At 62.8% G+C, this 21,763-nt stretch carries 25 protein-coding genes, 1 tRNA gene and 1 other RNA gene; 15 read left to right on the forward strand and 12 right to left on the reverse strand.

All coding sequences use genetic code 11. The annotated features are described in order from the left end of the window. Nucleotides 1-3: 3 nt before the first annotated feature. Together ASD03_RS06165 and ffs are read right to left on the reverse strand one after the other, a co-directional pair. Entirely contained in the window at nucleotides 4-1,875 is a 1,872-nt protein-coding gene (locus ASD03_RS06165; RefSeq protein ID WP_025425479.1) for a DNA polymerase III subunit gamma/tau, read from the reverse strand. A 141-nt stretch (nucleotides 1,876-2,016) separates the two neighbouring features. Beyond that, nucleotides 2,017-2,113: signal recognition particle sRNA small type (ffs, locus tag ASD03_RS37145), an RNA gene on the reverse strand. Nucleotides 2,114-2,220: 107 nt separating this feature from the next. On the opposite strand from ffs, the gene ASD03_RS06170 reads away from it, so the two are divergent. The 4 genes from ASD03_RS06170 (at nucleotide 2,221) to ASD03_RS06185 (ending at nucleotide 4,804) form a co-directional block, all read left to right on the forward strand. Continuing rightward, complete coding sequence (locus tag ASD03_RS06170; protein ID WP_025425478.1) at nucleotides 2,221-2,625, forward strand: HIT family protein; 405 nt, start codon at nucleotides 2,221-2,223, stop codon at nucleotides 2,623-2,625. Nucleotides 2,626-2,627: 2 nt separating this feature from the next. Then, nucleotides 2,628-3,608, forward strand: a complete 981-nt coding sequence (nudC, locus tag ASD03_RS06175; protein ID WP_025425477.1) for an NAD(+) diphosphatase — start codon at nucleotides 2,628-2,630, stop codon at nucleotides 3,606-3,608. 31 nt (nucleotides 3,609-3,639) lie between these two features. After that, nucleotides 3,640-4,350: a YafY family protein gene (locus ASD03_RS06180; RefSeq protein ID WP_025425476.1), complete on the forward strand. Its 711-nt coding sequence runs from the start codon at nucleotides 3,640-3,642 to the stop codon at nucleotides 4,348-4,350. Between the two features lie 82 nt (nucleotides 4,351-4,432). Next, the gene (locus tag ASD03_RS06185; RefSeq protein WP_025425475.1) at nucleotides 4,433-4,804 is read left to right on the forward strand and encodes a VOC family protein; all 372 of its coding nucleotides are present in this window, start codon (nucleotides 4,433-4,435) and stop codon (nucleotides 4,802-4,804) included. Nucleotides 4,805-4,884: 80 nt separating this feature from the next. Here the strand turns inward: ASD03_RS06185 and ASD03_RS37355 are convergent, their stop codons facing one another. The 3 genes from ASD03_RS37355 to ASD03_RS06195 all read right to left on the reverse strand — a co-directional run bounded on the left by ASD03_RS37355 (nucleotide 4,885) and on the right by ASD03_RS06195 (nucleotide 6,841). Next, on the reverse strand, nucleotides 4,885-5,022 hold the full coding sequence (locus tag ASD03_RS37355) for a DUF1127 domain-containing protein (protein ID WP_065784874.1): 138 nt from the start codon (nucleotides 5,020-5,022) through the stop codon (nucleotides 4,885-4,887). A gap of 195 nt (nucleotides 5,023-5,217) precedes the next feature. Next, nucleotides 5,218-6,072 (reverse strand): prephenate dehydratase, encoded by an 855-nt coding sequence (locus ASD03_RS06190; RefSeq protein ID WP_025425474.1) that lies wholly within the window; start codon nucleotides 6,070-6,072, stop codon nucleotides 5,218-5,220. Nucleotides 6,073-6,085: 13 nt separating this feature from the next. Beyond that, entirely contained in the window at nucleotides 6,086-6,841 is a 756-nt protein-coding gene (locus ASD03_RS06195) for a 3-deoxy-manno-octulosonate cytidylyltransferase (RefSeq protein WP_025425473.1), read from the reverse strand. A 156-nt stretch (nucleotides 6,842-6,997) separates the two neighbouring features. Between ASD03_RS06195 and ASD03_RS06200 the strand changes: the two genes are divergently transcribed. Then, nucleotides 6,998-7,660 (forward strand): cytochrome c family protein, encoded by a 663-nt coding sequence (locus ASD03_RS06200; RefSeq protein WP_038575793.1) that lies wholly within the window; start codon nucleotides 6,998-7,000, stop codon nucleotides 7,658-7,660. A gap of 81 nt (nucleotides 7,661-7,741) precedes the next feature. On the opposite strand, the gene ASD03_RS06205 is transcribed toward ASD03_RS06200, so the two are convergent. Next, nucleotides 7,742-8,686: an AEC family transporter gene (locus ASD03_RS06205; protein ID WP_025425472.1), complete on the reverse strand. Its 945-nt coding sequence runs from the start codon at nucleotides 8,684-8,686 to the stop codon at nucleotides 7,742-7,744. 163 nt (nucleotides 8,687-8,849) lie between these two features. Here ASD03_RS06205 and ASD03_RS06210 point away from each other — a divergent pair, with 163 nt between their 5' ends. The 4 genes from ASD03_RS06210 (at nucleotide 8,850) to ASD03_RS06225 (ending at nucleotide 12,570) form a co-directional block, all read left to right on the forward strand. Then, the gene (locus ASD03_RS06210; RefSeq protein WP_025425471.1) at nucleotides 8,850-9,122 is read left to right on the forward strand and encodes a BON domain-containing protein; all 273 of its coding nucleotides are present in this window, start codon (nucleotides 8,850-8,852) and stop codon (nucleotides 9,120-9,122) included. A 238-nt stretch (nucleotides 9,123-9,360) separates the two neighbouring features. After that, nucleotides 9,361-10,563 (forward strand): CmlA/FloR family chloramphenicol efflux MFS transporter, encoded by a 1,203-nt coding sequence (cml, locus tag ASD03_RS06215; protein ID WP_057212536.1) that lies wholly within the window; start codon nucleotides 9,361-9,363, stop codon nucleotides 10,561-10,563. Nucleotides 10,564-10,728: 165 nt separating this feature from the next. Further along, nucleotides 10,729-11,541: a MerR family transcriptional regulator gene (locus ASD03_RS06220; protein WP_025425469.1), complete on the forward strand. Its 813-nt coding sequence runs from the start codon at nucleotides 10,729-10,731 to the stop codon at nucleotides 11,539-11,541. A 99-nt stretch (nucleotides 11,542-11,640) separates the two neighbouring features. Continuing rightward, nucleotides 11,641-12,570, forward strand: a complete 930-nt coding sequence (locus tag ASD03_RS06225) for a hypothetical protein (protein ID WP_025425468.1) — start codon at nucleotides 11,641-11,643, stop codon at nucleotides 12,568-12,570. Between the two features lie 56 nt (nucleotides 12,571-12,626). Here the strand turns inward: ASD03_RS06225 and ASD03_RS06230 are convergent, their stop codons facing one another. From ASD03_RS06230 to ASD03_RS06245, 4 genes are all read right to left on the reverse strand, one after another. Further along, the gene (locus tag ASD03_RS06230; protein WP_057212538.1) at nucleotides 12,627-13,250 is read right to left on the reverse strand and encodes a dihydrofolate reductase family protein; all 624 of its coding nucleotides are present in this window, start codon (nucleotides 13,248-13,250) and stop codon (nucleotides 12,627-12,629) included. Nucleotides 13,251-13,261: 11 nt separating this feature from the next. Continuing rightward, on the reverse strand, nucleotides 13,262-13,741 hold the full coding sequence (locus ASD03_RS06235; RefSeq protein WP_025425466.1) for an SRPBCC family protein: 480 nt from the start codon (nucleotides 13,739-13,741) through the stop codon (nucleotides 13,262-13,264). 1 nt (nucleotide 13,742) lies between these two features. After that, complete coding sequence (locus ASD03_RS06240; protein WP_038576608.1) at nucleotides 13,743-14,081, reverse strand: metalloregulator ArsR/SmtB family transcription factor; 339 nt, start codon at nucleotides 14,079-14,081, stop codon at nucleotides 13,743-13,745. Between the two features lie 171 nt (nucleotides 14,082-14,252). After that, nucleotides 14,253-14,342, reverse strand: a tRNA-Ser gene (locus ASD03_RS06245). 370 nt (nucleotides 14,343-14,712) lie between these two features. On the opposite strand from ASD03_RS06245, the gene ASD03_RS06250 reads away from it, so the two are divergent. The 3 genes from ASD03_RS06250 to ASD03_RS06260 all read left to right on the forward strand — a co-directional run bounded on the left by ASD03_RS06250 (nucleotide 14,713) and on the right by ASD03_RS06260 (nucleotide 17,070). Then, complete coding sequence (locus tag ASD03_RS06250; protein WP_025425464.1) at nucleotides 14,713-15,030, forward strand: hypothetical protein; 318 nt, start codon at nucleotides 14,713-14,715, stop codon at nucleotides 15,028-15,030. Between the two features lie 46 nt (nucleotides 15,031-15,076). Next, the gene (gene msrA / locus ASD03_RS06255; RefSeq protein WP_025425463.1) at nucleotides 15,077-15,730 is read left to right on the forward strand and encodes a peptide-methionine (S)-S-oxide reductase MsrA; all 654 of its coding nucleotides are present in this window, start codon (nucleotides 15,077-15,079) and stop codon (nucleotides 15,728-15,730) included. Nucleotides 15,731-16,077: 347 nt separating this feature from the next. Beyond that, nucleotides 16,078-17,070, forward strand: a complete 993-nt coding sequence (locus ASD03_RS06260; RefSeq protein WP_025425462.1) for a BMP family ABC transporter substrate-binding protein — start codon at nucleotides 16,078-16,080, stop codon at nucleotides 17,068-17,070. A 151-nt stretch (nucleotides 17,071-17,221) separates the two neighbouring features. On the opposite strand, the gene ASD03_RS06265 is transcribed toward ASD03_RS06260, so the two are convergent. Beyond that, nucleotides 17,222-17,431: a SlyX family protein gene (locus ASD03_RS06265; protein WP_025425461.1), complete on the reverse strand. Its 210-nt coding sequence runs from the start codon at nucleotides 17,429-17,431 to the stop codon at nucleotides 17,222-17,224. Between the two features lie 200 nt (nucleotides 17,432-17,631). After that, nucleotides 17,632-18,369 (reverse strand): sulfate transporter family protein, encoded by a 738-nt coding sequence (locus tag ASD03_RS06270; protein WP_057204371.1) that lies wholly within the window; start codon nucleotides 18,367-18,369, stop codon nucleotides 17,632-17,634. A gap of 326 nt (nucleotides 18,370-18,695) precedes the next feature. Here ASD03_RS06270 and ASD03_RS06275 point away from each other — a divergent pair, with 326 nt between their 5' ends. The 3 genes from ASD03_RS06275 to ASD03_RS06285 are packed head-to-tail and all read left to right on the forward strand — an operon-like array spanning nucleotide 18,696 to nucleotide 21,687. Then, complete coding sequence (locus tag ASD03_RS06275) at nucleotides 18,696-20,057, forward strand: amidase (RefSeq protein WP_025425459.1); 1,362 nt, start codon at nucleotides 18,696-18,698, stop codon at nucleotides 20,055-20,057. After that, nucleotides 20,054-20,965, forward strand: a complete 912-nt coding sequence (locus ASD03_RS06280; protein WP_025425458.1) for an ROK family protein — start codon at nucleotides 20,054-20,056, stop codon at nucleotides 20,963-20,965. Before ASD03_RS06275 ends, ASD03_RS06280 begins: the two co-directional genes overlap by 4 nt. After that, on the forward strand, nucleotides 20,962-21,687 hold the full coding sequence (locus ASD03_RS06285) for a copper homeostasis protein CutC (RefSeq protein WP_057204376.1): 726 nt from the start codon (nucleotides 20,962-20,964) through the stop codon (nucleotides 21,685-21,687). The genes ASD03_RS06280 and ASD03_RS06285 overlap by 4 nt, the downstream gene beginning before the upstream one ends. Nucleotides 21,688-21,763: the final 76 nt, after the last annotated feature.

A 21,763-nucleotide genomic window follows, 5' to 3' on the forward strand; every position in this document is an offset into this window, starting at 1 on the left:
CGACTATTCGATATCGTCGCCGGGGACGATATCGCCATCGGCAGATTCGGCTGTGGCCGGAGCTACGCTCTCGGCCTCTTCCTCCTCGACGGCGCGAATGCGCACGTCGGTGATCTTGGCGCCCGGGAAACGGGCGAGGATGGCAGCCACATCCGGATCCTGGCGCGCATCGCTGACACGCTTTTCCTGGGCCTGCTGTTCGGCTTCGATCATGGTCGGCTCGCCGGGGTCACGGCTGTAGCTGACGATCCAGTGAATGCCGGTCCATTCCTTGAGCTTGACGGCGAGTTCGCCGAGCAGCGTCTTCGGCGCATCATCCGGGACGTTGACGTCAAGCCGGCCGGGCTCGATGCGCACCAGCCGCACGAAGCCGCGCACCAGCGTCTTCAGCTTGATGTCTTTATTCTTGGCGCAGAGGTCGGCGATGTCGCTGACCGAATTGACCGGCACCGACGGCTGAGCCTTTGCTGAAGGCGCGGCTGCCGGCCGCTCCTCGGTGTGTCCGACGCTGATCGGCTGCGGGCTGACATCGGGAACCGCGCGCAACATCGTCGCGCCGTTGCCGGTCGGCCGTCCCATCGATGTCGACTGGGCCGCCTGCGCCTGCACGGGCGCGCCGACTGACGCCAGCATGCCGCCGCCACTTCCACCACCGGGCGCCGGACGGACGCTGCCATTGTCGCTGCCGGACAGTTCGAGCACGCGTCTCGCCGCGTCTTCGGGCGACGGAAGATGGGCCGCATGGGCAAGCCGGATCAGCACCATTTCGGCAGCACCGGCCGGGCGCGACGAACTTTCGGCTTCAGGAATGCCCTTCAGCAGCATCTGCCAGATGCGCGACAGCGTGCTGACGGCGACATTGCCGGCAAACTCCGCTCCGCGCGTCCGCTCGATCTCGCTCAGGGACTGATCGCTGGCCGCATCCGGCACGTATTTCAGCCGGGTGACGAGATGGGTGAAATCGGCAAGGTCGGTCAGAACCACCGTCGGGTTGGCGCCGGCCTCGTATTGTGCCGAAAATTCTGCGAGGGCTGCGGCAACGTCACCCCTGACGATATGTTCGAACAGATCGACGATGCGGGCGCGATCGGCAAGTCCGAGCATCGAACGCACCGTCTCGACCTCGACGGAACCGCCGCCATGGGCGATCGCCTGATCGAGCAGCGACAGGCCGTCACGGGCAGAGCCTTCGGCCGCACGCGCGACCATCGCCAGCGCTTCGGGATCGAAGGAAACGCCTTCCTTGCCGAGAATGGTCGAAAACAGGCCGACGAGGTCGGAGCCGCTGATGCGCCGAAGATCGAACCGCTGACAGCGCGACAGCACCGTGATCGGAACCTTGCGGATTTCGGTGGTGGCGAAGATGAACTTCACATGTTCCGGCGGCTCTTCCAGCGTCTTCAACAGACCGTTGAAGGCCTGCGTCGACAGCATGTGCACTTCGTCGATGATGTAGACTTTGTAGCGCGCCGAAACCGGGCGGTAGCGCACCTGCTCGATGATCTCTCTGATATCGTCGATGCCGGTATGGGAAGCGGCGTCCATCTCGATGACATCGACATGGCGGCCGTCCATGATCGCCTGGCAATGCTCGCCGAGAGCACGCAGGTCGATCGTCGGCCGATCGATTTCGGGTGTCTTGTAGTTCAGCGCACGGGCGAGAATGCGGGCGGTGGTGGTCTTGCCGACCCCGCGCACGCCGGTCAGCATATAGGCTTGAGCGATGCGGCCGGTTTCGAACGCGTTGGTCAGCGTGCGCACCATCGGCTCCTGGCCGACCATCAGGTCGGAGAAATCCTTGGGGCGATACTTGCGCGCCAGAACGCGGTAGGCGGCTGGTTTCTGTTCGGATGAAATGGACGTTTCGTCGCTCATCGACCCTGCCGCTGCTTGAACTCGTGTCCCGACAGGACGGATTTACGGCACCGCGCGTCGCATGGGATGCGTCTGGACGCCGCAACATTCTGTGATGCTGCCTGATTGCTGAGAGCTATCTCGATCTCAGCAATCAGGCAGGTGGGAGGCTGGCACGATGACCCGTGCCGGGCTCGTTAGGGCTGCTTCCTTCCGGACCTGACCCGGTTGGCGAGTGGCTCGTCCACCACCAACCTCCCGGCTCCCATATCGGCAATATCGCAACCAAATGCAAGCCAAGCCATCAAAAAACTGATATCGATATGCAAAACAAGGCGAATCCGCTCCCGGCACAAGGAGACCTTCTTGACGACATTCACCCTTGACGAGCGGCTTGAACGCGACGGCATCCCGATCGCCTCGATCGGCCTCTGCCAGATGCGCCTGATGAACGATCGCCGCTGGCCCTGGCTGGTCCTCATTCCCCAACGCGGGGACATTTCCGAGATCTTCGATCTCACGCCGCTCGACCAGACGATGCTGACTTTCGAAACCAATATGGTGGCGACCGCCTTGAAAAAGGTCACCGGTGCCGAGAAGATCAATATCGGCGCGCTCGGCAACATCGTCCGGCAGCTCCATGTGCATATCATCGCCCGCAGTGACGGCGACCCGAACTGGCCCGGACCCGTCTGGGGCTTCGGCAAGTCGGAGCCTTGGGGCGAGCAAGACCATCAGGCATTTGCAGCCCGCATTCTGGAAAATCTCTGAACATGACGAAATCGATCTTTGACCTTCGAAGCCCTCATCCGGAGCCGAGCACTCTCGTCGCCTTTTCCGAGAACCACCTGGATCGCCAGTCCGAGCACCGGGCCGACGACTGCATCGAAGTCGCGCTCAAACATCCGGGCGCCCATTTCCTCGCCTTTTCCGGACCGAAGCTGATCGTCAAACACGACGAGAAGATCATCGACCCGCTGTTTGCACCCTATGAGCTCGACGGGCTTGAGCCGGTGCTCGACGACACCATCCTGCTCGGCTACCTGCCGAACGGCGAGCCGCGGCTCGCCGTGCCGACCGGCCTTACCGAAGACAACATGGCCGAGCCGTTCAAGATCGCCGACGGACGCACGCTCTACCGCCAGCAGATGCTGCCGGAAGAACTTCTCGGCCAGTTCGCCCAAGGCTCGAGCCTCATCACATGGAACGCCAACAACCGCTTCTGCGGCCGTTGCGCCGGGCCGATGGAAGGCAAGGCCGGTGGCTATCGCCGCGTCTGCACAGCCTGCGGCCATATGGTTTTCCCGCGCACCGATCCCGTCGTCATCATGCTGACCATCGATCTGGAGCGTGATCTCTGCCTGCTCGGCCGCAGCCCGCATTTCACGGCCGGAATGTATTCGTGCCTCGCCGGCTTCGTCGAGCCGGGCGAAACCATCGAAAACGCCGTGCGCCGCGAAACCCACGAGGAATCCGGCATCCACATCGGCCGCGTGCGCTACCACGCCTCGCAGCCGTGGCCGCTGCCGCACTCGCTGATGATCGGCTGCTATGCCGAGGCGAAATCGACGGCGATCAAGCGCGACGAACAGGAGCTCGAGGATGTCCGCTGGTTCACCCGCGCCGAAACGGCAGCAATGCTGGAACGCACGACCGGCGTGGCCGATACCGGCGACGAGCATATTCCGCCGCCGAAGGGCGCCATTGCCCACCGGCTGATGCGCGACTGGCTGGCCTGGGACGAGCACGGCTGAGCACAGACCTGCCGATACGAGGAGACTTAAGGTGTCCCGCTCCGAACGGCTTCTCGACCTGCTGCAGGTTCTCAGACGCTACCGCCAGCCCGTCAGCGGACGGCGTCTGGCGGAGGAGACCGGCGTCAGCCTCAGAACGCTCTACCGCGATATCGCCAGCCTGCAGGCGCAGGGCGCCCATATCGAAGGCGAGCCGGGGCTCGGCTACATCCTGAAACCCGGCTTCATGCTGCCGCCAATGATGTTCTCGCAGGAGGAGATCGAGGCGCTGGTGCTCGGCTCACGCTGGGTGGCAAAACGCGCCGACACCCATCTGGCGGCGGCCGCCGCCGATGCGCTCGCCAAGATCGCCGCGGTGCTGCCGGCGGATCTGCGCGACGAGCTCGACGCCTCGACACTGCTCGTCGGGCCAAGCCCGCCGGTGGCCGACGGCATCGACATTGCATTGTTGCGCAAGGCGATACGCCACGAGCGCAAGCTCGACCTCGTCTATATCGACAACGACGGCAGCGAGACCCGCCGCACGGTCTGGCCGTTTGCCCTCGGCTTCTTCGAGAATGTTCGAGTTCTGGTTGCCTGGTGCGAGCTGCGCCAGGGCTTCAGGCATTTCCGGACCGACCGCATCAGGCAGGCTGACATGAGCGAGAGCCGCTATGCGCGCCGGCGGCAGGTGTTGCTTCGGGAATGGCGCACGACGCAGAATATTGCTGCGCCTGAAGGCAGGCGGGTCGGTTCGGCATAAGGCATAAAAACCGGAAATCGATGCTGACAGAAATTGGCAGTGGTGCGCGCTAATCTGCAACTCCCAAACAAGGAGACGGATTATGGCCAAGGCAAATCTCACTATTCTCTATGTCGAAGATCCGCTCGCAAGCGTCGAATTCTATCGCAAGCTGCTCGGCAAGGAGCCGCTCGTCTCCTTCCCGACCTTTTCGTCCTTCGAGCTGCAGGGCGGCTTCGTGCTCGGGCTTTGGGCACAGGATAAGGTGGCGCCACCACCGCCGTCGAAGACCGGCAGCCGCTCGGAATTGGCATTCATGGTGGAAAATGAGGAGGCGGTTCGCGCGCACTATGAAAAATGGAAGGACGCTGGCCTGCCGATTGCGCAGGAACTGACGAAGATGGATTTCGGACCGACCTTCGTGGCGCTTGACCCGGATGGACACCGCCTGCGCGTGTGCCTTTTTGACGAGTAGCGCCAGTTTGACGCGCGGCGCTGTAGTGCATTGCGCGTATCCCGCCAGCTTGGGTGGCGGGATACGGCGAATTGTGCTGATTAGCGGCCGTAAACGGCGGCCTGGATCTGCGAACGGGAAATACCGATATCGCTCAGGGCGTGGTCATCCAGCGAATTCAGCTCGCGGATCGCACGGCGCATTTTTGCATATTCAACGATCTTCTGACGGATCTTCATTTTTAACACTCCATATGTGAACGAGTGTCAAATAGGCATTTGCACATTGTTTAGGTACCGCCGCGATTGCAGATTAGGCATGCACCAGACGCGTAGCGAGTTAACGCATTGGTAAGCCTGATCTGCAGTGCGGCCGGAGCCGCCAGAGCGTCTCCGGTTTAGACGGGTCGTAGAAACGCTCTGTCTCTGAGATGCTTAAAGCACACCACGCATCGGATGCGCCTTGTAGGTGCCGAGAATGCGGACCTTCTCCGAGAAGAAGCGCAGCTCCTCCATCGCATGGCGCACCGACGTGTCGTCCGGATGACCTTCGATGTCGGCGTAGAACTGCGTGGCCACGAACTTGCCGCCGAGCTGGTAGCTCTCGAGCTTCGTCATGTTGATGCCGTTGGTGGCAAAGCCGCCCATCGCCTTGTAGAGCGCGGCCGGAATGTTGCGCACGTTGAACACAAAGGTGGTGATGATCAGTTCGTCATCGGCGCTGCGGGAGAGCATCTGCTCGTCACGCGACAGCACGACGAAGCGAGTCACGTTGCTTTCGGTGTCCTCGACATTTTCGGCAACGATCTCGAGGCCGTAGAGGTCGGCGGCAAGCCGCGGCGCGAGCGCCGCCATCGAGCGATCACCCTGCTCCGACACCAGCTTGGCGGCTCCTGCGGTATCGCCGGCAACCACCGGCTTCCAGCCATTGGCGCGCACGATCTTGCGGCACTGACCGAGCGCATGGATGTGGCTGTGAACGGTGCGGATTTCGTCGCGCGTCACGCCCGGCAGCACCATCAGCTGGAAGCGGATCGGCATGAAATATTCGCCGACGATATGCAGCCGCGATTCGGGTAGCAGGTGGTGGATGTCGGCAACACGGCCGGCGATGGTGTTTTCGATCGGGATCATCGCGAGATCCGCCTCGCCATTCTCGACCGCCACGAAGGCGTCTTCGAAGGTCTGGCAGGGAAGCGGCTCCATCGACGGAAACATGTCGCGGCAGGCCATGTCGGAATTGGCGCCGTAATCGCCCTGGAAGGAGATCCTGTTGGTCTTCGTGGTCACACTGTCTTCCTTCTCAGGCTTTTTCGGAAAGGATGCGGCGGGCTTTTTCGAGCTCGACCGGAGTGTCGACGCCGAGCGGTACGGTGTCGACGATTTCGACATCGATGCGCATGCCAGCTTCAAGCGCGCGCAATTGCTCAAGCGATTCGCGCTTTTCCAGCGTCGACGGCTTCAGAGCGACGAATTTTTCGAGCGCCTGGCGGCGGTAGGCATAAAGCCCGATGTGGTGGTAGAGCGGGCCCTGTCCGTAGGGCGCGGTCGCGCGGGTAAAATAGAGAGCGCGCAGGCGCGTCGCCGACAGCGGCGAGCCGACGATCTTGACGATGTTGGGGCTCTTCTTCTCTTCCTCGTCGGTGATCGCCACCGTCAAGGTGGCGATATCGGTCGAGGCATTTTCGACAAGCGGCCTCAGCGAGGCACGGATAGGAGCCGGCTCGATCGTCGGCAGATCGCCCTGCACGTTGATGACGAACTGCGCCTCACTGTCCGGATCGGCCTTCGACAGCGCCTCATAGATCCGGTCGGAACCGGACTGATGGTCGACCCGCGTCATGATCGCCTCGAAACCGGCGTCGCGCACGACATCGAAAACACGCGGGTCGTCGACGGCGACGACGACCCGTCCGACATCGGCTTCCGCCGCGCGCTTGGCAACCTGGACGATCATCGGCAGGCCGCAGATATCGGCGAGCGGCTTGCCCGGCAGACGCGTGGAGGCCATGCGCGCCGGAATGAGCACGATGGCTTTGCCTGAATTTTCGCGATTCATGATGTGGCCTTCAAAAACCCCGCCCAAAGTGTCAAAAAGTCTCAGTTGGGGGCCCATAATCTCTGTTGCAACGCAGAGCCAAAAGACATAGGTTCCGCGCGATTTCAAGATGGGCCGGGTTTTTGTTTACGCCGGTGGCAAAGGGAGCGTTTGCAGATGAACTCATATGTGAACATGGGCGTGGGTGCCTTTCTGGGTACGGTTTTCGTTCTGATGTCCGTATCCATTGCGTCGGAAGGCATTTTCCATTCCGAGGCTCCCGAGAAGGAAGGCTTCGCGATCGTTGCCGAAGAAGGCACGGCCGAAGCTGGCGGCGGCGCCCAGGAAGCGGCTGAAGTCGACATCAAGCCCTTGCTCCTCAAGGCAGACGCTGCAGCCGGCGGAACCGTGTTCAAGAAATGCGCAAGCTGTCACACCGTGGATAAGGGAGGGGCCAACAAGGTCGGCCCCAACCTGTGGGGTGTCGTCAACCGCCCGATCGCCTCGCACGAAGGTTTCAGCTACTCGGCTGGCATGAAGACCTTCTCCGAAGGCAGCAAGGTCGTCTGGGACTACGACCACCTCAGCTTCTTCATCGAAGCGCCGAAGAAGCACGTTCCGGGCACCGCTATGGGCTTTGCCGGCGTGAAGAAGCCTGACGAACGCGCCAACCTGATCGCATATCTCCGCGAACAGGCCGATGCTCCGGCCGCTCTCCCGGATGCAGCGGCCGCAGAAGCTGCTCCGGCTGCCGCTACCGAAGGTGCTGCCGAGAAGCCGGCCGAAGCGCCCGCAACGGAAGCCAAGCCGGCCGAAGGCCAGGCTGCGCCGGCTCAATAAGCCCCAAGCTCCGTTACGATCGAATTTCGCAAAGCCCGGCCATCGCGCCGGGCTTTTTGCTGTCTTCACCGGACCCGCCGGTCACATCAGGATGTAGGCCCAGACCGAAACGCTGGCGACACCCAGCGCTGTGGTCAGCGTGATGGTCGAGGACGCCAGCGCATGGCCGACGTTGAAATGATTGGCGATCAGCCATGCGTTGACGCCGGTCGGCACCGCCGAGGTCAGCACAAGCGCGGTCGTCCAGTTGTCGTTGAGGCCGAGCAGGTGGCAGGCGGCAAAGACGACGCCCGGCAGAACCACAAGCTTCAACAGGCTCGTCACCGTCGCCAGCCCGAGATTGCCGACAAGACCATATTTGTCGAGCGCCATGCCGATCGAAACCAGCGCCGCCGGCGCGGCAATGGCGGCAAGCTGATCGACGACGCTCTTGACCGGACCGTCGAGCGGCTGGCCAAGCAGATGGAAAGCGGCACCGAAGGCAAGGCCTATGACCAGCGGATTGCGCAGCAGGTTGCGGGCAACGCCGCCCAGGAGCTTCAGCGGGCTTTGGCCCGGCTTGCCGCTTACCCTGCGTTCGGCGCGCTCCATCAGCACGGTGCCCGCGATCATCATCACCGGCAGGTGCACCGACAGCAGGATCGACAGCGCGACGATCCCCTCCTCGCCGACGATGCGGGAGACCAGCGGCAAGCCGATGAAGACGGTGTTGGCGAAGGCCGAGGAAACACCGGCCAGCACGCCCATGCGCGCATCGCGGCCAAAGGCGAGCGTCGCCGCCAGATGGCCGATGGTCCAGGTGACGGCGACGCCTGAGAAATAGGCAACCCAGAGCGGCCAGGGCGAGCCGTCCTTGAAATCCGCCTCGGCGATTGTGCGAAACAGGAGAACAGGCACCGCGACGCGGAAAACGAAATCACCGAGCGCGTCGCCAACGGTCGGTTTCAGGTAGCCGAGCCTGACGATCAGCCAACCGGTGAGGATCAGGATGAAGATGGGCAGAACATTCTGGAAAATATCGGACATGCGTGAGCCTTGGGAACGGTCCGATAGAGATAGACCCGTTCCGGCGACCGCCGCAAGGTTGCAGGACCGGATCCACGCCCCTGACGAAGCCGTCGACCAAGGTAAAAAAGACCGGAACATTCGCTTGTCCGGGGCGTTCCCGAACAGCAGTGGGAAAACGACCATGCCAACAGAAAAGCCCATCTACTCCCATAAGGACGACGATCCTCATCTGAAGGATGACGATCTGGCGGGCAAGGTTCTGCGCTTCATCCGCTACGCCACCTTCGTCGACACCACCGATATCTCAGTGATCGTGCTCGGCGAAATGGTCGTGCTGTCGGGCCAGGTCCCAAGCGATTCCGATGTTGCCTGCGCCGGCGACGCGGCGAGATCGGTAATCGGCGTCACCAGCGTCGAGAACCGCCTGACGGTGAAGCCGGGCAAACATTCATGATCTGCTTGCTTGACCGCAAGCGGTTGTTGTTGGCAGCTTGGGCTGGTAAATGGAGACGGCGCCAACCACAACGCGCGCGATTTCCTATGGAGACCGGAATGGGGACGCCTGAGTCAGCAACCAAGTAAGCCGCAACAACACTCCCAATCGTTGTTGCGGCGTCTGTCCGGTCATTTCACACTACCGATAAGAAGGCAGAGCGCCGCTGAATGTCATTCATTTGAGCGGATGTTCAATCGTGCCCAATCATAAATCATCAACCTGGAACTATTCAGTGCCGGCAGCGCTGTTGCTGATGGCCCCCTTCGACATTCTCGCCTCCCTGGCGATGGATATCTATCTGCCGGTCGTGCCTGTCATGCCGGGCATTCTCGCCACGACGCCAGCGATCATCCAGCTGACGTTAAGCCTCTACATGACCATTCTCGGCGTCGGCCAGATCGTCTTCGGGCCCATCTCCGATCGCATCGGTCGGCGTCCGGTCGTCATCTGTGGGGCGCTGCTGTTTGCGGTCGCATCGCTGCTGATGGCCGCCACCGTGTCGGCCCCCGCCTTCCTCGCCCTTCGCCTGCTGCAGGCGATCGGCGCCTCGGCAGCGCTCGTTGCCACCTTTGCCACTGTCCGCGATGTCTATGCAGACCGGCCCGAAGGCGTGACCATCTACGGCCTCTTCAGCGCGATGCTCGCCTTCGTGCCGGCCCTCGGCCCGATCGCCGGCGCGCTGCTTGCCGATCGCTTCGGCTGGCGGGCGATCTTCCTGGCACTCGGCCTACTCGCCATCGCGGCCATGGCGAATACGATACCGCGATGGCGGGAAACCAGGCCAACCGGCACCGAAGGCGAGAGAAGATCCTTCGGCCCGATCCTGCGCAACGGAGCGTTCTGGACCTACACGCTCGGCTTCAGCGCCGCGATGGCCTCGTTCTTCGTGTTCTTCTCGACAGCACCACGCGTGCTCATCGATCGAGCTGATTATTCCGAACTCGCCTTCAGCCTGGTCTTTGCGACGGCGGCCCTTGTGATGATCGTCACGACCCGTTTTGCCAAACGCTTCGTGGCGCTCTGGGGCATCACCGGCAGCCTTGCCCGCGGGATGGCGCTGCTCATCCTCGGCGCGGTGCTGCTCGTCGTCGGCCAGAGCGTCGCCGCACCGTCGTTCTGGACCTTCATCCTGCCGATGTGGGTCATCGCCGTCGGCATCGTCTTCACCGGTTCGGTCACCCCCAATGGAGCCCTCCAGGCTTTCGGCCATGTGGCAGGAACGGCGGTCGCGCTCTACTTCTGCATTCAGAGCCTGATTGTCGGGGTGCTCGGCACCCTGGCTGTGGTTCTGCTTGGTGGAGATACCGCATTTCCATTAGCCGGCTATTCAATGACAATGGCGATCGTCACGCTGGTCGCGCTCGGTGTGCTGGCGAGGCAACGCCCGGCGGAAGCCTGATCCGATGAACCTGCCACAGGGCGTATCGACCATCTCGGCACGCCCTGCGGCACCCCTTGTTTACCCCCCGACAGCGCTGGCAAAGCGAATGCGAGTACAAGGCGTGCACATCGACAACGATTGCCTCTTGACCTCGCCCCAGGGGCAAGCCTCACAGTCAGATCCATGAGCGAATCTTATCTCCTTGCGGGCCGTTTTGGCGCCGCCACACGACTGTCACCAAAGGCGCTGCGGCTTTATGCCGAGCAGGGCCTGCTGGTGCCCGCCTATACCGATCCGACGACGGGCTATCGCTACTATGCGCCGGAGCAGGCCGCCCGGGCACGGCTTATCGCGCGCCTTCGACGCCTTGGCCTGTCGGTGGCGCGCGTCGCGCAATTGGTGGAACTGGATGCGCAGAGCCGCCTTATCGAATTGCGGTCCTGGCTGGACGCTCAAAACGAGCGGCTGAGCGAGCAGACCGAGCTGGTGGAGGCGATCGCGCGGCAGACGGACGGCGGTGATGCCGACCTAATCTCGGCGATTGCCGTACGCGAGGTGGCAGCCTGCAAGCTGATCTCCTGCCAACGTCAGCTCGATATCGAGGCGCTTGATGCATTCCTGGCAACCGCCCAGGCGGAGATCCGTGGTTACCTGCGCCATTGCGGGATTGCCAGCGACGGCGCCATGACCGTGCATTTCCATGAAACCGTTAGCCGCGACAGCGAGGGACTGGTGGAAGTCGCCATCGCCTATGAAGGCGGCATCGAGCCGGTCGACGACCTGCGCATCCGCCTTCAGGCCGCGCGGCGAGAGGTCTTTCTGCCGGTGCCGGCGGCTTGTGAAAACTTCCCGCTGATCTTGCGCGTCTACGACGCCATCGAAACCTGGCTGGATGCGCGAACCGACATCAACAGCAGCGGCAGCCCCTACGAAATCTACCCCGGCAGCAACGGCGCGTCCTTCGATGTCGCCTACCCCATAATGTTTCCGTCTTAGGCGGAATCAGAACCACTCTATCTCTTTGTTTTATCCGCATTTCCTGACGGAAGACCGCTCCGTACTTTTCCTGGAAATGCTCTAACAGGACAGACGATCATGATGCATTTCGCCTATACGGGCTCCGGCCCCTATTGCTACGCCAACTCTTTCGCAATGATGTTCGGCGCGCAGGCCCCCTCCACCGCGGTGATCGAATTTGCCACCAGCAGTCCGTTCGGCATGCAACTGCTCGGCGGCACCCTGCCGTTCTTCGACCCCTATGGCTGGGATCCGGAAGCCGGCTCTGAAGGCGCGCTTGCGGCGCTCGGCTGGACATCGACGCTCAGCAAGGGCGGCGATGCGGACGACGCGCTTTCCCGCCTGCGCGCAGCCCTCAAGGACGGACCGGTCTGGATCGGCCCCATCGAGATGGGGCATCTGCGCCACCAGCCGGGCATGAACGGACCGATCGACGCCGACCATTACGTCGTGGTGCTCGACATGGACGAGGACAGCGTGCTGATGCACGACCCGCAGGGCTACCCCTATGCGCGCCTGCCGCTCGCCAACTTCATGGCCGCCTGGCGCGCAGACACGCTGAGTTATGGTGACGCCTACACCATGCGGACCGACTTTGTCCGTATCGCCGAGATATCGGAAATCGAGACGATACGGGCGTCGATCCCGGCCGCCATCCACTGGCTGTCGATGGAGACGGACCTGCCCGTTCCTCCCGGAACCCTCGGCAATGCCGAAGCAGCCGAAACGCTCGCCGCGCGCGTCGCGACCGGTTGCGACAAGAACTTGCGCGCGCATCTGGTCCACTTCGCCATCCGGACCGGCGCCCGCCGCGCGGCCGACGCGGCCGCCTGCCTCGCACGGGCGGGTTACAACGAGGCGGCCCGCATTGCCGATGAACAGGCACGGCTCATCGGAGCGCTGCAGTATCCGCTGGTGGTGCGCAAGGACGCAGTCGCGGCGGCCACCTTGCGGGCACTCGCCCCGACCTATGACCGGATGAAGACCGCGCTGGAGCACGGTTGCTGATCTGCGATCGACCGCCGCTCGGGCCGTCGGCGCGGCCGGAGCGGCGGGACACGCGGTTATACGAGCAGTTCGGAAAAACTGCTTGCCCGTTCCGCGTTCTCACGCTTGAGCGGTTCGTAGTGCAGGCCGACCACGCCATTCTCGTAGGTGTCCGTGCCCATCAGCCGCAGATCATATCTGTCGGGAAGCTCATCGAACCAGGCGGCACCCGGGGACGTGACGGGATAGACGAAGAAGTGGAAGATATCGACGAGGCCGAGACCGATGACCGTCTGGGCCAGGCTGGCGCCGCCGGAAAGGTGAATATCGCCACCGGCGCGCGCCTTCAGATCCAGGAGATAGGCTGCCAGCAATTCGTCATCGTGGGCAACGACCTGCTCGACATTGTTCCATTCGGTCAGCGTCTGGCGTCCCGAGCGCCAGAAGACCAGTTTGCGATAGTCGTGCATCCTCCGCGCCATCTTGCGGTTGGTTTCGGTTCCCACGTCCTCCGACAGGGCGCCCGGCCAGTAGGATGCCATTTCCTCGTAGGTCACGCGGCCGACGAGTACGGTGTCATAGGTGGCGTAGAGCCGGTCGATCGCCCGATATTGGTCGTCGCCGACGCTACCGAGCCAGGCCAGCGGATCGTCGAGGCGACCGTTGAGCGTCGTCATCATCTGCAGGACAATCTTGCGCATGTCGACCTCCTCTACTGGGTTCTGCCCTCCACGAGCCGGGCAAGCTGCGCGATGACCGTGCCCCAGCCATCGTGAAAACCCATCTCCTCGTGCATGTTTCGGTCGGCGTTGCTCTTGTGCATGACGTGGGCGGCATAGTCCGTGCCCTCAGGATGATCCTTGAGTGTGATGATCGCCGTCATGAAAGGGTTTTCGGCCGGGCGCCACCCCGCGACCAGCGAATTGGTAAAGACAATGCGCTGGATGTCGTCGACCGCCAGAAAGCACGCATCCAGATGCGGCGTGAACGCACCGCCGCCTTCGCTGATCCTTGTGACGAAGGCGCCGCCCGGCCGCAGGCCCATATCGACCACCTGGCATCTGGCCGGCGCCGGAACCCACCATTGCTCGAAGCTGGCGGGATCGGTCCATGCATTCCAGATCGTCGGCCGCGGCGCCTTGATCAGGCGCGATATCGTCAGGTCGAGATCGGGGTTGTGAGATCGGATCATGTCATTTCTCCTTGTTCTCAGCTGATATCACGAACTGTTCAAGCCGATCGGTGCGGCCTTCCCAAAGGGCGCGCTGCTCCGACATCCACGCTTCGATGGCGGCAAACCGGCTCTTCTCGATGGTGCAGGTGCGCACCCGGCCCTGCTTCTCGGTGCGGATCAGGCCGCTGCCTTCGAGAAAATGGATGTGTTTCATGAACGACGGTAGCGCCATGTCGAACGGCTCTGCCAGATCGCTGATGCTGGCTGGCCCTCGACCGAGCCTCGCCAGCACGGAGCGCCTCGTGGGGTCGGCCAGGGCCTGAAAAATTCCGTCCAAAGGGCTCGAATACTGTTCCATAAGGCTAAGTATCATGACGAAACACTTAGCGCAACGGCTAACTGTTTGCCCTCCGCCGGCGACGCACCAACACCCGCGCAAGCTCCGCGCACATCAATGATCTGGGTCAGCGCACAAGGTTGCGACTAGCGACGGCTGAGTACGATGAAAAATTAACCCTTGGTGAAGAAATGGCGGACAGAGAGGGATTCGAACCCTCGATACGCTTTCACGTATACACGCGTTCCAGGCGTGCGCCTTCAACCACTCGGCCACCTGTCCATCCGTCAACAGCCGATGGTCATGCGGCTGGATGGGAAGGGCAAGGCCCTTCGTGTCATCCGGCGCGAACCGGCGGACGGGCGGGATATATACCGATGATTTGCGCGGGATCAACTGCTTTCTGACAGATTGTTGACATCTTATGAAACTTGGCAGCGAACGGCTGCCATTGCGCTTGTCGAACACGGGGCCTATCTCTTGCGGCAGAGTTGTTCGGCGCCTCCTTTCGAAGGCCGCCGGAACGTTGCACCATCCCGGATTGCCACGTTCTCCCCTCGCGCCGGCTTTGCCCTCAAGCAGGGGAACTGATGCCGTAAGACGGGAGCGACGGTTCGATCTGGGGCGATAGAGTTTGAGAAATGAGGGACCGATGCGCTTCGTGCTGCGACTGGCGAGCTTTGTGGTGCTGCTTGCGGCCGTCCTTGCGGGGGCTGTCGATGCCATCCAGTCCGTCGCAGCCTCCGAGCTGGTGATGACGTCGCTCGGCGACGATCTCGAAGCGCTTGGCCCCGACACCGCTAGCTGGGTGCTGTTCGCGCAGCGGACGGATACCGGGCCGATCCTCTGGCACACGGTGCTGCACTGGTTCTTTACGCAGCCGGCGTTTGCGGTGCTCGCCCTTCTCGCCCTCCTCCTGTGGATGGCCGGATACAAGAAGCGGCCGGCGGCCGGCCGTTTCGCTGCCTGATCATCGCGGGGTGCTCATCCCGCGTCGACCGACAAGGAGTTTCGTGATGTTCCTGATCGACATGTTCAACAAGAAGACCATCATGCCCGACGCGCAGACGGCACTGCGCGGGCGCGAGGACGCCATTCCGACCGCCGCCACGCATTTCGTCTCGGGACACCCGCTGAAGGGCCCCTACCCGGAAGGCATGGAAAAGATCCTGCTCGGCATGGGATGCTTCTGGGGCGCGGAGCGGCTGCTCTGGAATAAGCCGGGCGTGTATGTCACCGCGGCCGGCTATTCCGGCGGCATGACGCCGAACCCGACCTACCAGGAAACCACCACGGGACTGACCGGCCACACCGAGGTGGTGCTGGTGGTCTACGATCCGGAGGTGGTTCCGTTGTCGAGCCTGCTCAAGACCTTTTTCGAGGAACACGACCCGACCCAGGGCATGCGTCAGGGCAACGATATCGGCACGACCTATCGCTCCGCCATCTATGTCTATGACGACGCGCAGCTGAAGGAAGCGAAGGCCGCGCGCGATGCCTTCCAGGCGGCGCTGAAGAGATCGGGCCACACCGGCAAGATCACCACCGAGATCGCGAAGGCCGGCCCGTTGTATTTTGCCGAGGACTACCACCAGCAGTATCTGGCGAAGAACCCTGTTGGTTATTGCGCCCTGCGTGGCACCGGCGTCAGCTGCCCGATCGGCGCCTAGGGCCTATCGCGATCAGCGGGATCCGCCTGCTGCGTTTCAGGCTTTCGCTTTTGCGCATGTCGCGCACAACCCACTGTATACTCTTGCGCGATATGCTCTTGGCCTTTTACATGCTGCTGGTGTCCACCCCCCGCGCTAAAAGGTCAAGCGAACCGGCATTTTAACCCTGCTTGTGAATGCCGGTCGACATTTTTACCATCCGAAAAATTTTGAGTGTTTTTTTGCCGTGACCGTGCAAGGATGCGGCCACCCTAGCCCCCACGAGAGGGGTGGGTTCCGCAGACAGGTTCCATCCGGGGCCCGCGGGAGGACCCGATAAAGATCAATAGCGACAACAGGGCTGCACGATGAAAAAAACCATTCTCGGTCTCTTTGCCTTTTCCATGATGTCCGCGACGGCTCTGGCCGCCGACATCAAGCCGGCCATCATTTACGATCTGGGCGGCAAGTTCGACAAATCGTTCAACGAAGCCGCTTATAACGGCGCCGAAAAGTTCAAAACCGAATCGGGCGTCGAATACCGCGAATTCGAAATCGCCAACGATGCACAGCGCGAGCAGGCCCTGCGCCGCTTCGCCAGCGACGGCAACAACCCGATCGTCATGGCCGGCTTCAACTGGGCGGCACCGCTCGAAAAGATTGCCGGCGAATATCCGGACACCAAGTTCGCGATCATCGACATGGTGCTCGACAAGCCGAACGTGAAGTCGATCGTGTTCAAGGAACAGGAAGGCTCCTACCTCGTCGGCGTGCTCGCTGGTCTCGCTTCGAAGTCGAAGACCGTCAGCTTCGTCGGTGGCATGGACGTGCCGCTCATCCACAAGTTCGCCTGCGGCTATGTCGGCGGCGCGAAGTCGACCGGCGCTGACGTGAAGGTTCTCGAAGCCTACACCGGCACGACACCGGACGCCTGGAACGACCCGGTCAAGGGCGGCGAAATTGCCAAGTCGCAGATGGACCAGGGTTCGGACGTGGTCTACCACGCAGCCGGCGGCACGGGCGTTGGCGTCCTGCAGGCCGCTGCAGATGCCGGAAAGCTCGGCATCGGCGTCGACTCCAACCAGAACGGACTGCAGCCGGGCAAGGTTCTGACCTCGATGCTGAAGCGCGTCGACGTCGCCGTCTACGAAGCCTTCACTGCTGCCAAGAACGACAAGTTCGAGTTCGGCATCTCCAATCTCGGCCTCAAGGAAGATGGCGTCGGCTACTCGCTCGACGACAACAACAAGGCTCTGATCACCCCGGAAATGCTCGATGCGGTCGAGAAGGTGAAAGCCGAGATCATCGCCGGCAAGGTCCAGGTGCACGACTACATGAGCGACGAAGCCTGCCCCTACTAAGGGCTTCCGCCTGAAAATGAGAAAGGCCGCCGTTCGCTAGAACCGGCGGCCTTTTTATTTCCCTGTCCTGCGGAGCCATTGAGCCGCGCCATCTCCCTGGCTTTGCGCATTTCCTGACGCAAAGCCGCTTCGCACTTTTCCTGGAAAAGCTCTAGTAATGCGGCGGCCGGGTGATCGGAGGCGCATCGATCGATTGCTCCTCGAGGCTGAGGAAGCGTTCCGTCAGCCGGTCGAGCTTTGCTCGGGTCTGTTCGACCACTTTCCATTGCTCGGCAAGTTGGTCGGAAAGCTCTTCGATCGTCTTGGCCTGGTGAGCCACCGTCTCTTCAAGGCGGGTGACCCGGTCTTCGGCGTTGTTCATTTCAGCTGCTCCGTCCTGTCGCGGCCATCCCGGCGGGCGACGCCTGCAGCGCCGTACGTCTTCAGACGCACAAAGGTCGCTGTATCACTCTGAATAGCTGCATGTCGGTATTCCTAAATCGAACAAGATTAAGGAAACATGCAGCGGGGGATTTGCCGGCAGATTGGCCAGCGGATGTCCGCTGTCAAGCAGATTGCGTCTCAGGGCCTGGCCGTGGCCCCTCGCGTCAGCGAAAATCCCGGATCGCTTGCCGACAGCCTCTTGTGCAGGTGCACCATCATGCCGGCGGCAAAGAGCGGCGTCAGCAGGTTGAGCAGCGGTACGGCGAGAAACGCCGCAAGGATCAACCCGGCCAGGAACACGGTCGAGCGGTGCTTGGCGCGGAAAAGCCGCGCCTCCGCCGGCGACCGGTAGCGCATGGCGGCAAACTCGAAGAACTCCCGCCCCAGCAGGTAACCGTTGACGAGGAAGAAGGCGATCAGGTTGACGCCGGGCACGAGCAGCAGGAACAGCGCCAATATGTTGCCGAGAATGACGACGCCGAGGAACTTGGCGGAGCCGGCAATCGCCTCTCCGAGCGGCAAGGGCCTGCCCGCCGGCTCGCTCGGATAGTCGCGCGCCTCGACCACGTCCGCGACATCGTCAAGGAAGAAGCCGGCGATCAGCGCCGTCACCGGCGCTAGCAGCAGGGCCAGGGCCAGCGCCAGCCCGAGGCTCGCGAAGATGCCGAGCACGAAGGTGAGCCAACCCGCCCAGGCGGGCGTGCCAGGCATCAACGCATCGAGCCATGGCAAAGCAAGCCAGATGAAGAGTTCGCGCAGGCCGAACCACAGTGCTGCGAGCGCCAGAAGCGTCAGGCCGAGCACTTTCCAGAACACCGAACGGGTCTCCGGTGCAAAGAGATTGGCAAAAGAAAGCCGCGCCGCGTCCAATATCATCAAATCTCTCCAGTGCCGGGCAGGGTTCGATGAGGCATGTAGGCAAACGCCTTCGTATCGACAAGGCAGGACGGCCGGCATCATCTGCTTTCGGCAAAATTCCTGCGGCGAAGACGGACGAACCATGGCAAACGCCACGGGGAGCGATATGGTAGAGCTTGTTGCACAAAACTGTGCAGGGGTTTTGCGCGACATGCGCAAGAACAATGACTTAATGCGCAGTCAGCGAATCCTGGAGATCGCGACACGCTTTAGATCAAAAGCCTGCCCACGCGGGCCAACGGAAGGACGAGCTGCCGCTGGCGGCAGGCGGACAAGGGGAGACCATGACCAGACAGAAAACGCTCGCCGGGCTTTCGGTACTCGTCCAGGAAGGCAAGCTCGACCCGGTCACGCTTGCAGAGCAAACACTTGCCGGCATCGCGGCGCACGGCGATCAGTCGATCTTTGTCGGCATCACCCGCGAACGCGCGCTTAAGGAGGCCTCGGCGGCCTCCGCCCGGCTTCGTGCGGGCCGATCGCTCGGCCTGCTCGATGGTCTTCCGGTCGCCTGGAAGGATCTCTTCGACGTCAAGGGCAGCGTGACGACCGCGGGTTCCGCGGTCCTGCGGGACACCCCGCCTGCTGGCAGTGACGCCGCCGTGGTCGGCGCGGTTGCCGGTGCCGGCATGGTCAGCGTCGGGCGAACCAACATGAGCGAGTTCGCCTTCTCCGGCCTCGGCATCAATCCGCATTACGGCACGCCGCACAACCCGGCCTCGACCGATGTCGAGCGCATCCCCGGCGGCTCCTCGTCGGGCGCGGCGGCGGCGGTCGCGGCCGGTCTCGTGCCCGCGGCAATCGGTACCGATACTGGCGGCTCCGTCCGAATCCCGGCGGCCATGACCGGCATCATCGGCTACAAAGCGACGCGCGGCCGCTATTCGATGAAGGGCGTCTTCCCGCTCGCCGAAAGCCTCGATTCGCTCGGGCCTCTCTGTCATACGGTGCAGGATGCGGTCTGGCTCGACGCCGCCATGCATGGACTGACCGCACCGGTGGTTCGCCGCGGCGCGATCGCCGGCCTCTCGATCGTCATCCCCGAAACCATCGTCTTCGACGAGGCGGAAAACGAAGTCGTCGAAGCCTTCGAGGATGCGGTCAAGCGGCTGGAAAAGGCCGGCGCCACGGTCACCCGCCGCGCCTTTCCGACGTTCAAGGCGGTGTTCGATCTGATGGCGCGCCACGGCGCGCTCGTCACCGCCGAAGCCTTCGCACTTCACCGGGAGCGCCTGGCAGGCTCCGAGGCCGAACGCATCGATCCGCGTGTCGTCGCGCGCACCAGGCTCGGCGAGAAGATCACCATGCCTGACTATATCGCGCTTCTCGATGCGCGCGACCAGCTGATCCATGAAACGGTCGAGAGCCTGAAGCCGGGCGAACTCATCGTCCATCCGACATTGCCGCATGTCGCGCCGCCGTTGGCGCCGTTGCTGGCCGACGACGAGCTGTTCTTCAAGACCAACGCCACGACGCTGCGCAACACGCTCATCGGCAACTTCCTCGATTTCTGCGGCATCTCGATCCCCTGCGGCACCGGTGCCGGCGAAATGCCCGTGGGCCTGCAGTTGGCTGCACCGCACCATCAGGACGACCGGTTGCTCTCGATCGCACTTGCCGCCGAAGCCGTGATCCGGGGAGAGGCATGATCGTCTGTTTCGATATCGGCGGATCGGCGATCAAGGGGGCGATCGTGCATTCGCGCGAACGGATCTTTCCGCTGCCGCGCCGCACGACGCCGCTCAACAATTTCCGCCAGTTCGTCCAAACGCTCGAATCCGTGCTCGACGAAGCCGGCGGCCACCCGGAATGCGTGGCGATCTCGATTACCGGCGTCATCGACCCGGAGACGCGCCGGATCAAATGCGCCAACATCCCCTGCATCGACGGCCGCGAACTGGTGGCCGAGCTCGAGCGCGAGCTGCACCTGCCGATCAAGATCGCCAATGACGCCGACTGTTTCGCCCTTGCCGAAGCGGGCGCCGGCGCCGGCCGGGGTCACCGCATCGTCTTCGGGGCGATCCTCGGCACCGGTGTCGGCGGCGGCTTGGTGGTCGACGGCCAGTTGATCAACGCCGACGGCGGCTTTGCCGGCGAATGGGGACATGGACCGGCACTTGCCGCGGAAGCGGGTGAACCGCCGATCGCCATCCCCGCCTATGCCTGCGGCTGCGGCCAGCGGCGCTGCGTCGACACGGTCGGCGGCGCGCGCGGGCTCGAACGACTGCACGACACCGTGCACGGCAAGACCATGTCGAGCCATGAGATCATCGAGGCGTGGCTCAAGGGCGACACGGAAGCGAAACGCACCGTCGAGATTCTTGTCGATCTCGTCAGCTCACCGCTGGCGCTCGTCATCAACACCACGGGAGCGACGATCGTACCTGTCGGCGGCGGTCTTTCCAACGTTGAACCGCTGCTTGAGGGGATCGATCTGGCGGTTCGTAGCCGGATTCTGCGGCAGTTCAAACGGCCGCTCGTCGTGCGCGGCGAGTGTCAGGTCGAGCCCGGCCTGATCGGCGCAGCCCTGCTCGGCCTTGGAGGAGAAAAGGCATGAATGGCATCGGACTTGAGGTTTGCGTCGACGACGCCGACGGGCTTGCCGCGGCGATCGAGGGCGGGGCGGACCGGATCGAACTCTGCGCAGCACTTTCCGTCGGCGGGCTGACGCCGACCGCCGGGTTGATGGCACTCGCCGGGCCGCCACGGGTACCCGTCTATGTCATGGTCCGGCCGCGGCCGGGCGACTTCGTCTTTGGCGCCGCCGATCTCGACATGATGCGCCGCGATATCGATGCGGTGCGCGATGCCGGACTTGCCGGCGTCGTTCTCGGTGCGTCGCTTACCGATGGCCAGCTCGATGCGCCCATGCTCCGAAAACTGACGGGCCATGCCGCAGGCCTCGGCCTCACCTTGCACCGCGCCTTCGACCTGGTGCCAGATTTCAAGGACGCAATCGAACTTGCGGTTGAACTCGGCTTTGAGCGGATCCTGACATCCGGAGGCGCGAGGAGCGCGCCACAGGCCATCGAGAAGCTGGCGGAGCTTGTCGAGCTGGCAGGTGGGCGGCTTTCGATCATGCCTGGTTCCGGCGTGACGCTTGAAACCGTCGATGCGCTGCTTGCCCGACTGCCCGTCACGGAAGTGCATTCATCCTGCTCGATCCGTGAGCCGGCTCATGATCGGCGACTGGTCGAGATGGGCTTCGTGACCGAGGATCGGCGCCGCACGGATGTGGCGACCGTTCAGGCGATGAAAGCGCGGCTTTCGGCGGGGTAGGACGTTCGCGCGTCGGATCTTCGCCACGCTTTCAGTTCACGCTAAAGAAAGGCCCGACGATCACTCCGATCGTCGG

The sequence above is a fragment of the Ensifer sp. Root127 genome (genome assembly GCF_001425225.1).
Taxonomy (GTDB): Bacteria; Pseudomonadota; Alphaproteobacteria; order Rhizobiales; family Rhizobiaceae; genus Ensifer; species Ensifer canadensis.

Excerpts from the sequence above, each read along its gene's own strand:
- ASD03_RS06285 (WP_057204376.1), top strand. The coding sequence starts at position 20,962 with ATGAATGGCATCGGACTTGAGGTTTGCGTCGACGACGCCGACGGGCTT.
- ASD03_RS06280 (WP_025425458.1), top strand. The coding sequence starts at position 20,054 with ATGATCGTCTGTTTCGATATCGGCGGATCGGCGATCAAGGGGGCGATC.
- ASD03_RS06270 (WP_057204371.1), bottom strand. The coding sequence starts at position 18,369 with ATGATATTGGACGCGGCGCGGCTTTCTTTTGCCAATCTCTTTGCACCG.
- ASD03_RS06185 (WP_025425475.1), top strand. The coding sequence starts at position 4,433 with ATGGCCAAGGCAAATCTCACTATTCTCTATGTCGAAGATCCGCTCGCA.
- ASD03_RS37355 (WP_065784874.1), bottom strand. The coding sequence starts at position 5,022 with ATGAAGATCCGTCAGAAGATCGTTGAATATGCAAAAATGCGCCGTGCG.
- msrA (WP_025425463.1), top strand. The coding sequence starts at position 15,077 with ATGTTCCTGATCGACATGTTCAACAAGAAGACCATCATGCCCGACGCG.
- ASD03_RS06275 (WP_025425459.1), top strand. The coding sequence starts at position 18,696 with ATGACCAGACAGAAAACGCTCGCCGGGCTTTCGGTACTCGTCCAGGAA.
- ASD03_RS06225 (WP_025425468.1), top strand. The coding sequence starts at position 11,641 with ATGATGCATTTCGCCTATACGGGCTCCGGCCCCTATTGCTACGCCAAC.
- ASD03_RS06210 (WP_025425471.1), top strand. The coding sequence starts at position 8,850 with ATGCCAACAGAAAAGCCCATCTACTCCCATAAGGACGACGATCCTCAT.
- ASD03_RS06220 (WP_025425469.1), top strand. The coding sequence starts at position 10,729 with ATGAGCGAATCTTATCTCCTTGCGGGCCGTTTTGGCGCCGCCACACGA.
- ASD03_RS06195 (WP_025425473.1), bottom strand. The coding sequence starts at position 6,841 with ATGAATCGCGAAAATTCAGGCAAAGCCATCGTGCTCATTCCGGCGCGC.
- ASD03_RS06265 (WP_025425461.1), bottom strand. The coding sequence starts at position 17,431 with ATGAACAACGCCGAAGACCGGGTCACCCGCCTTGAAGAGACGGTGGCT.
- ASD03_RS06240 (WP_038576608.1), bottom strand. The coding sequence starts at position 14,081 with ATGGAACAGTATTCGAGCCCTTTGGACGGAATTTTTCAGGCCCTGGCC.
- ASD03_RS06250 (WP_025425464.1), top strand. The coding sequence starts at position 14,713 with ATGCGCTTCGTGCTGCGACTGGCGAGCTTTGTGGTGCTGCTTGCGGCC.
- ASD03_RS06230 (WP_057212538.1), bottom strand. The coding sequence starts at position 13,250 with ATGCGCAAGATTGTCCTGCAGATGATGACGACGCTCAACGGTCGCCTC.
- nudC (WP_025425477.1), top strand. The coding sequence starts at position 2,628 with ATGACGAAATCGATCTTTGACCTTCGAAGCCCTCATCCGGAGCCGAGC.
- ASD03_RS06235 (WP_025425466.1), bottom strand. The coding sequence starts at position 13,741 with ATGATCCGATCTCACAACCCCGATCTCGACCTGACGATATCGCGCCTG.
- ASD03_RS06205 (WP_025425472.1), bottom strand. The coding sequence starts at position 8,686 with ATGTCCGATATTTTCCAGAATGTTCTGCCCATCTTCATCCTGATCCTC.
- ASD03_RS06165 (WP_025425479.1), bottom strand. The coding sequence starts at position 1,875 with ATGAGCGACGAAACGTCCATTTCATCCGAACAGAAACCAGCCGCCTAC.
- ASD03_RS06260 (WP_025425462.1), top strand. The coding sequence starts at position 16,078 with ATGAAAAAAACCATTCTCGGTCTCTTTGCCTTTTCCATGATGTCCGCG.
- ASD03_RS06200 (WP_038575793.1), top strand. The coding sequence starts at position 6,998 with ATGAACTCATATGTGAACATGGGCGTGGGTGCCTTTCTGGGTACGGTT.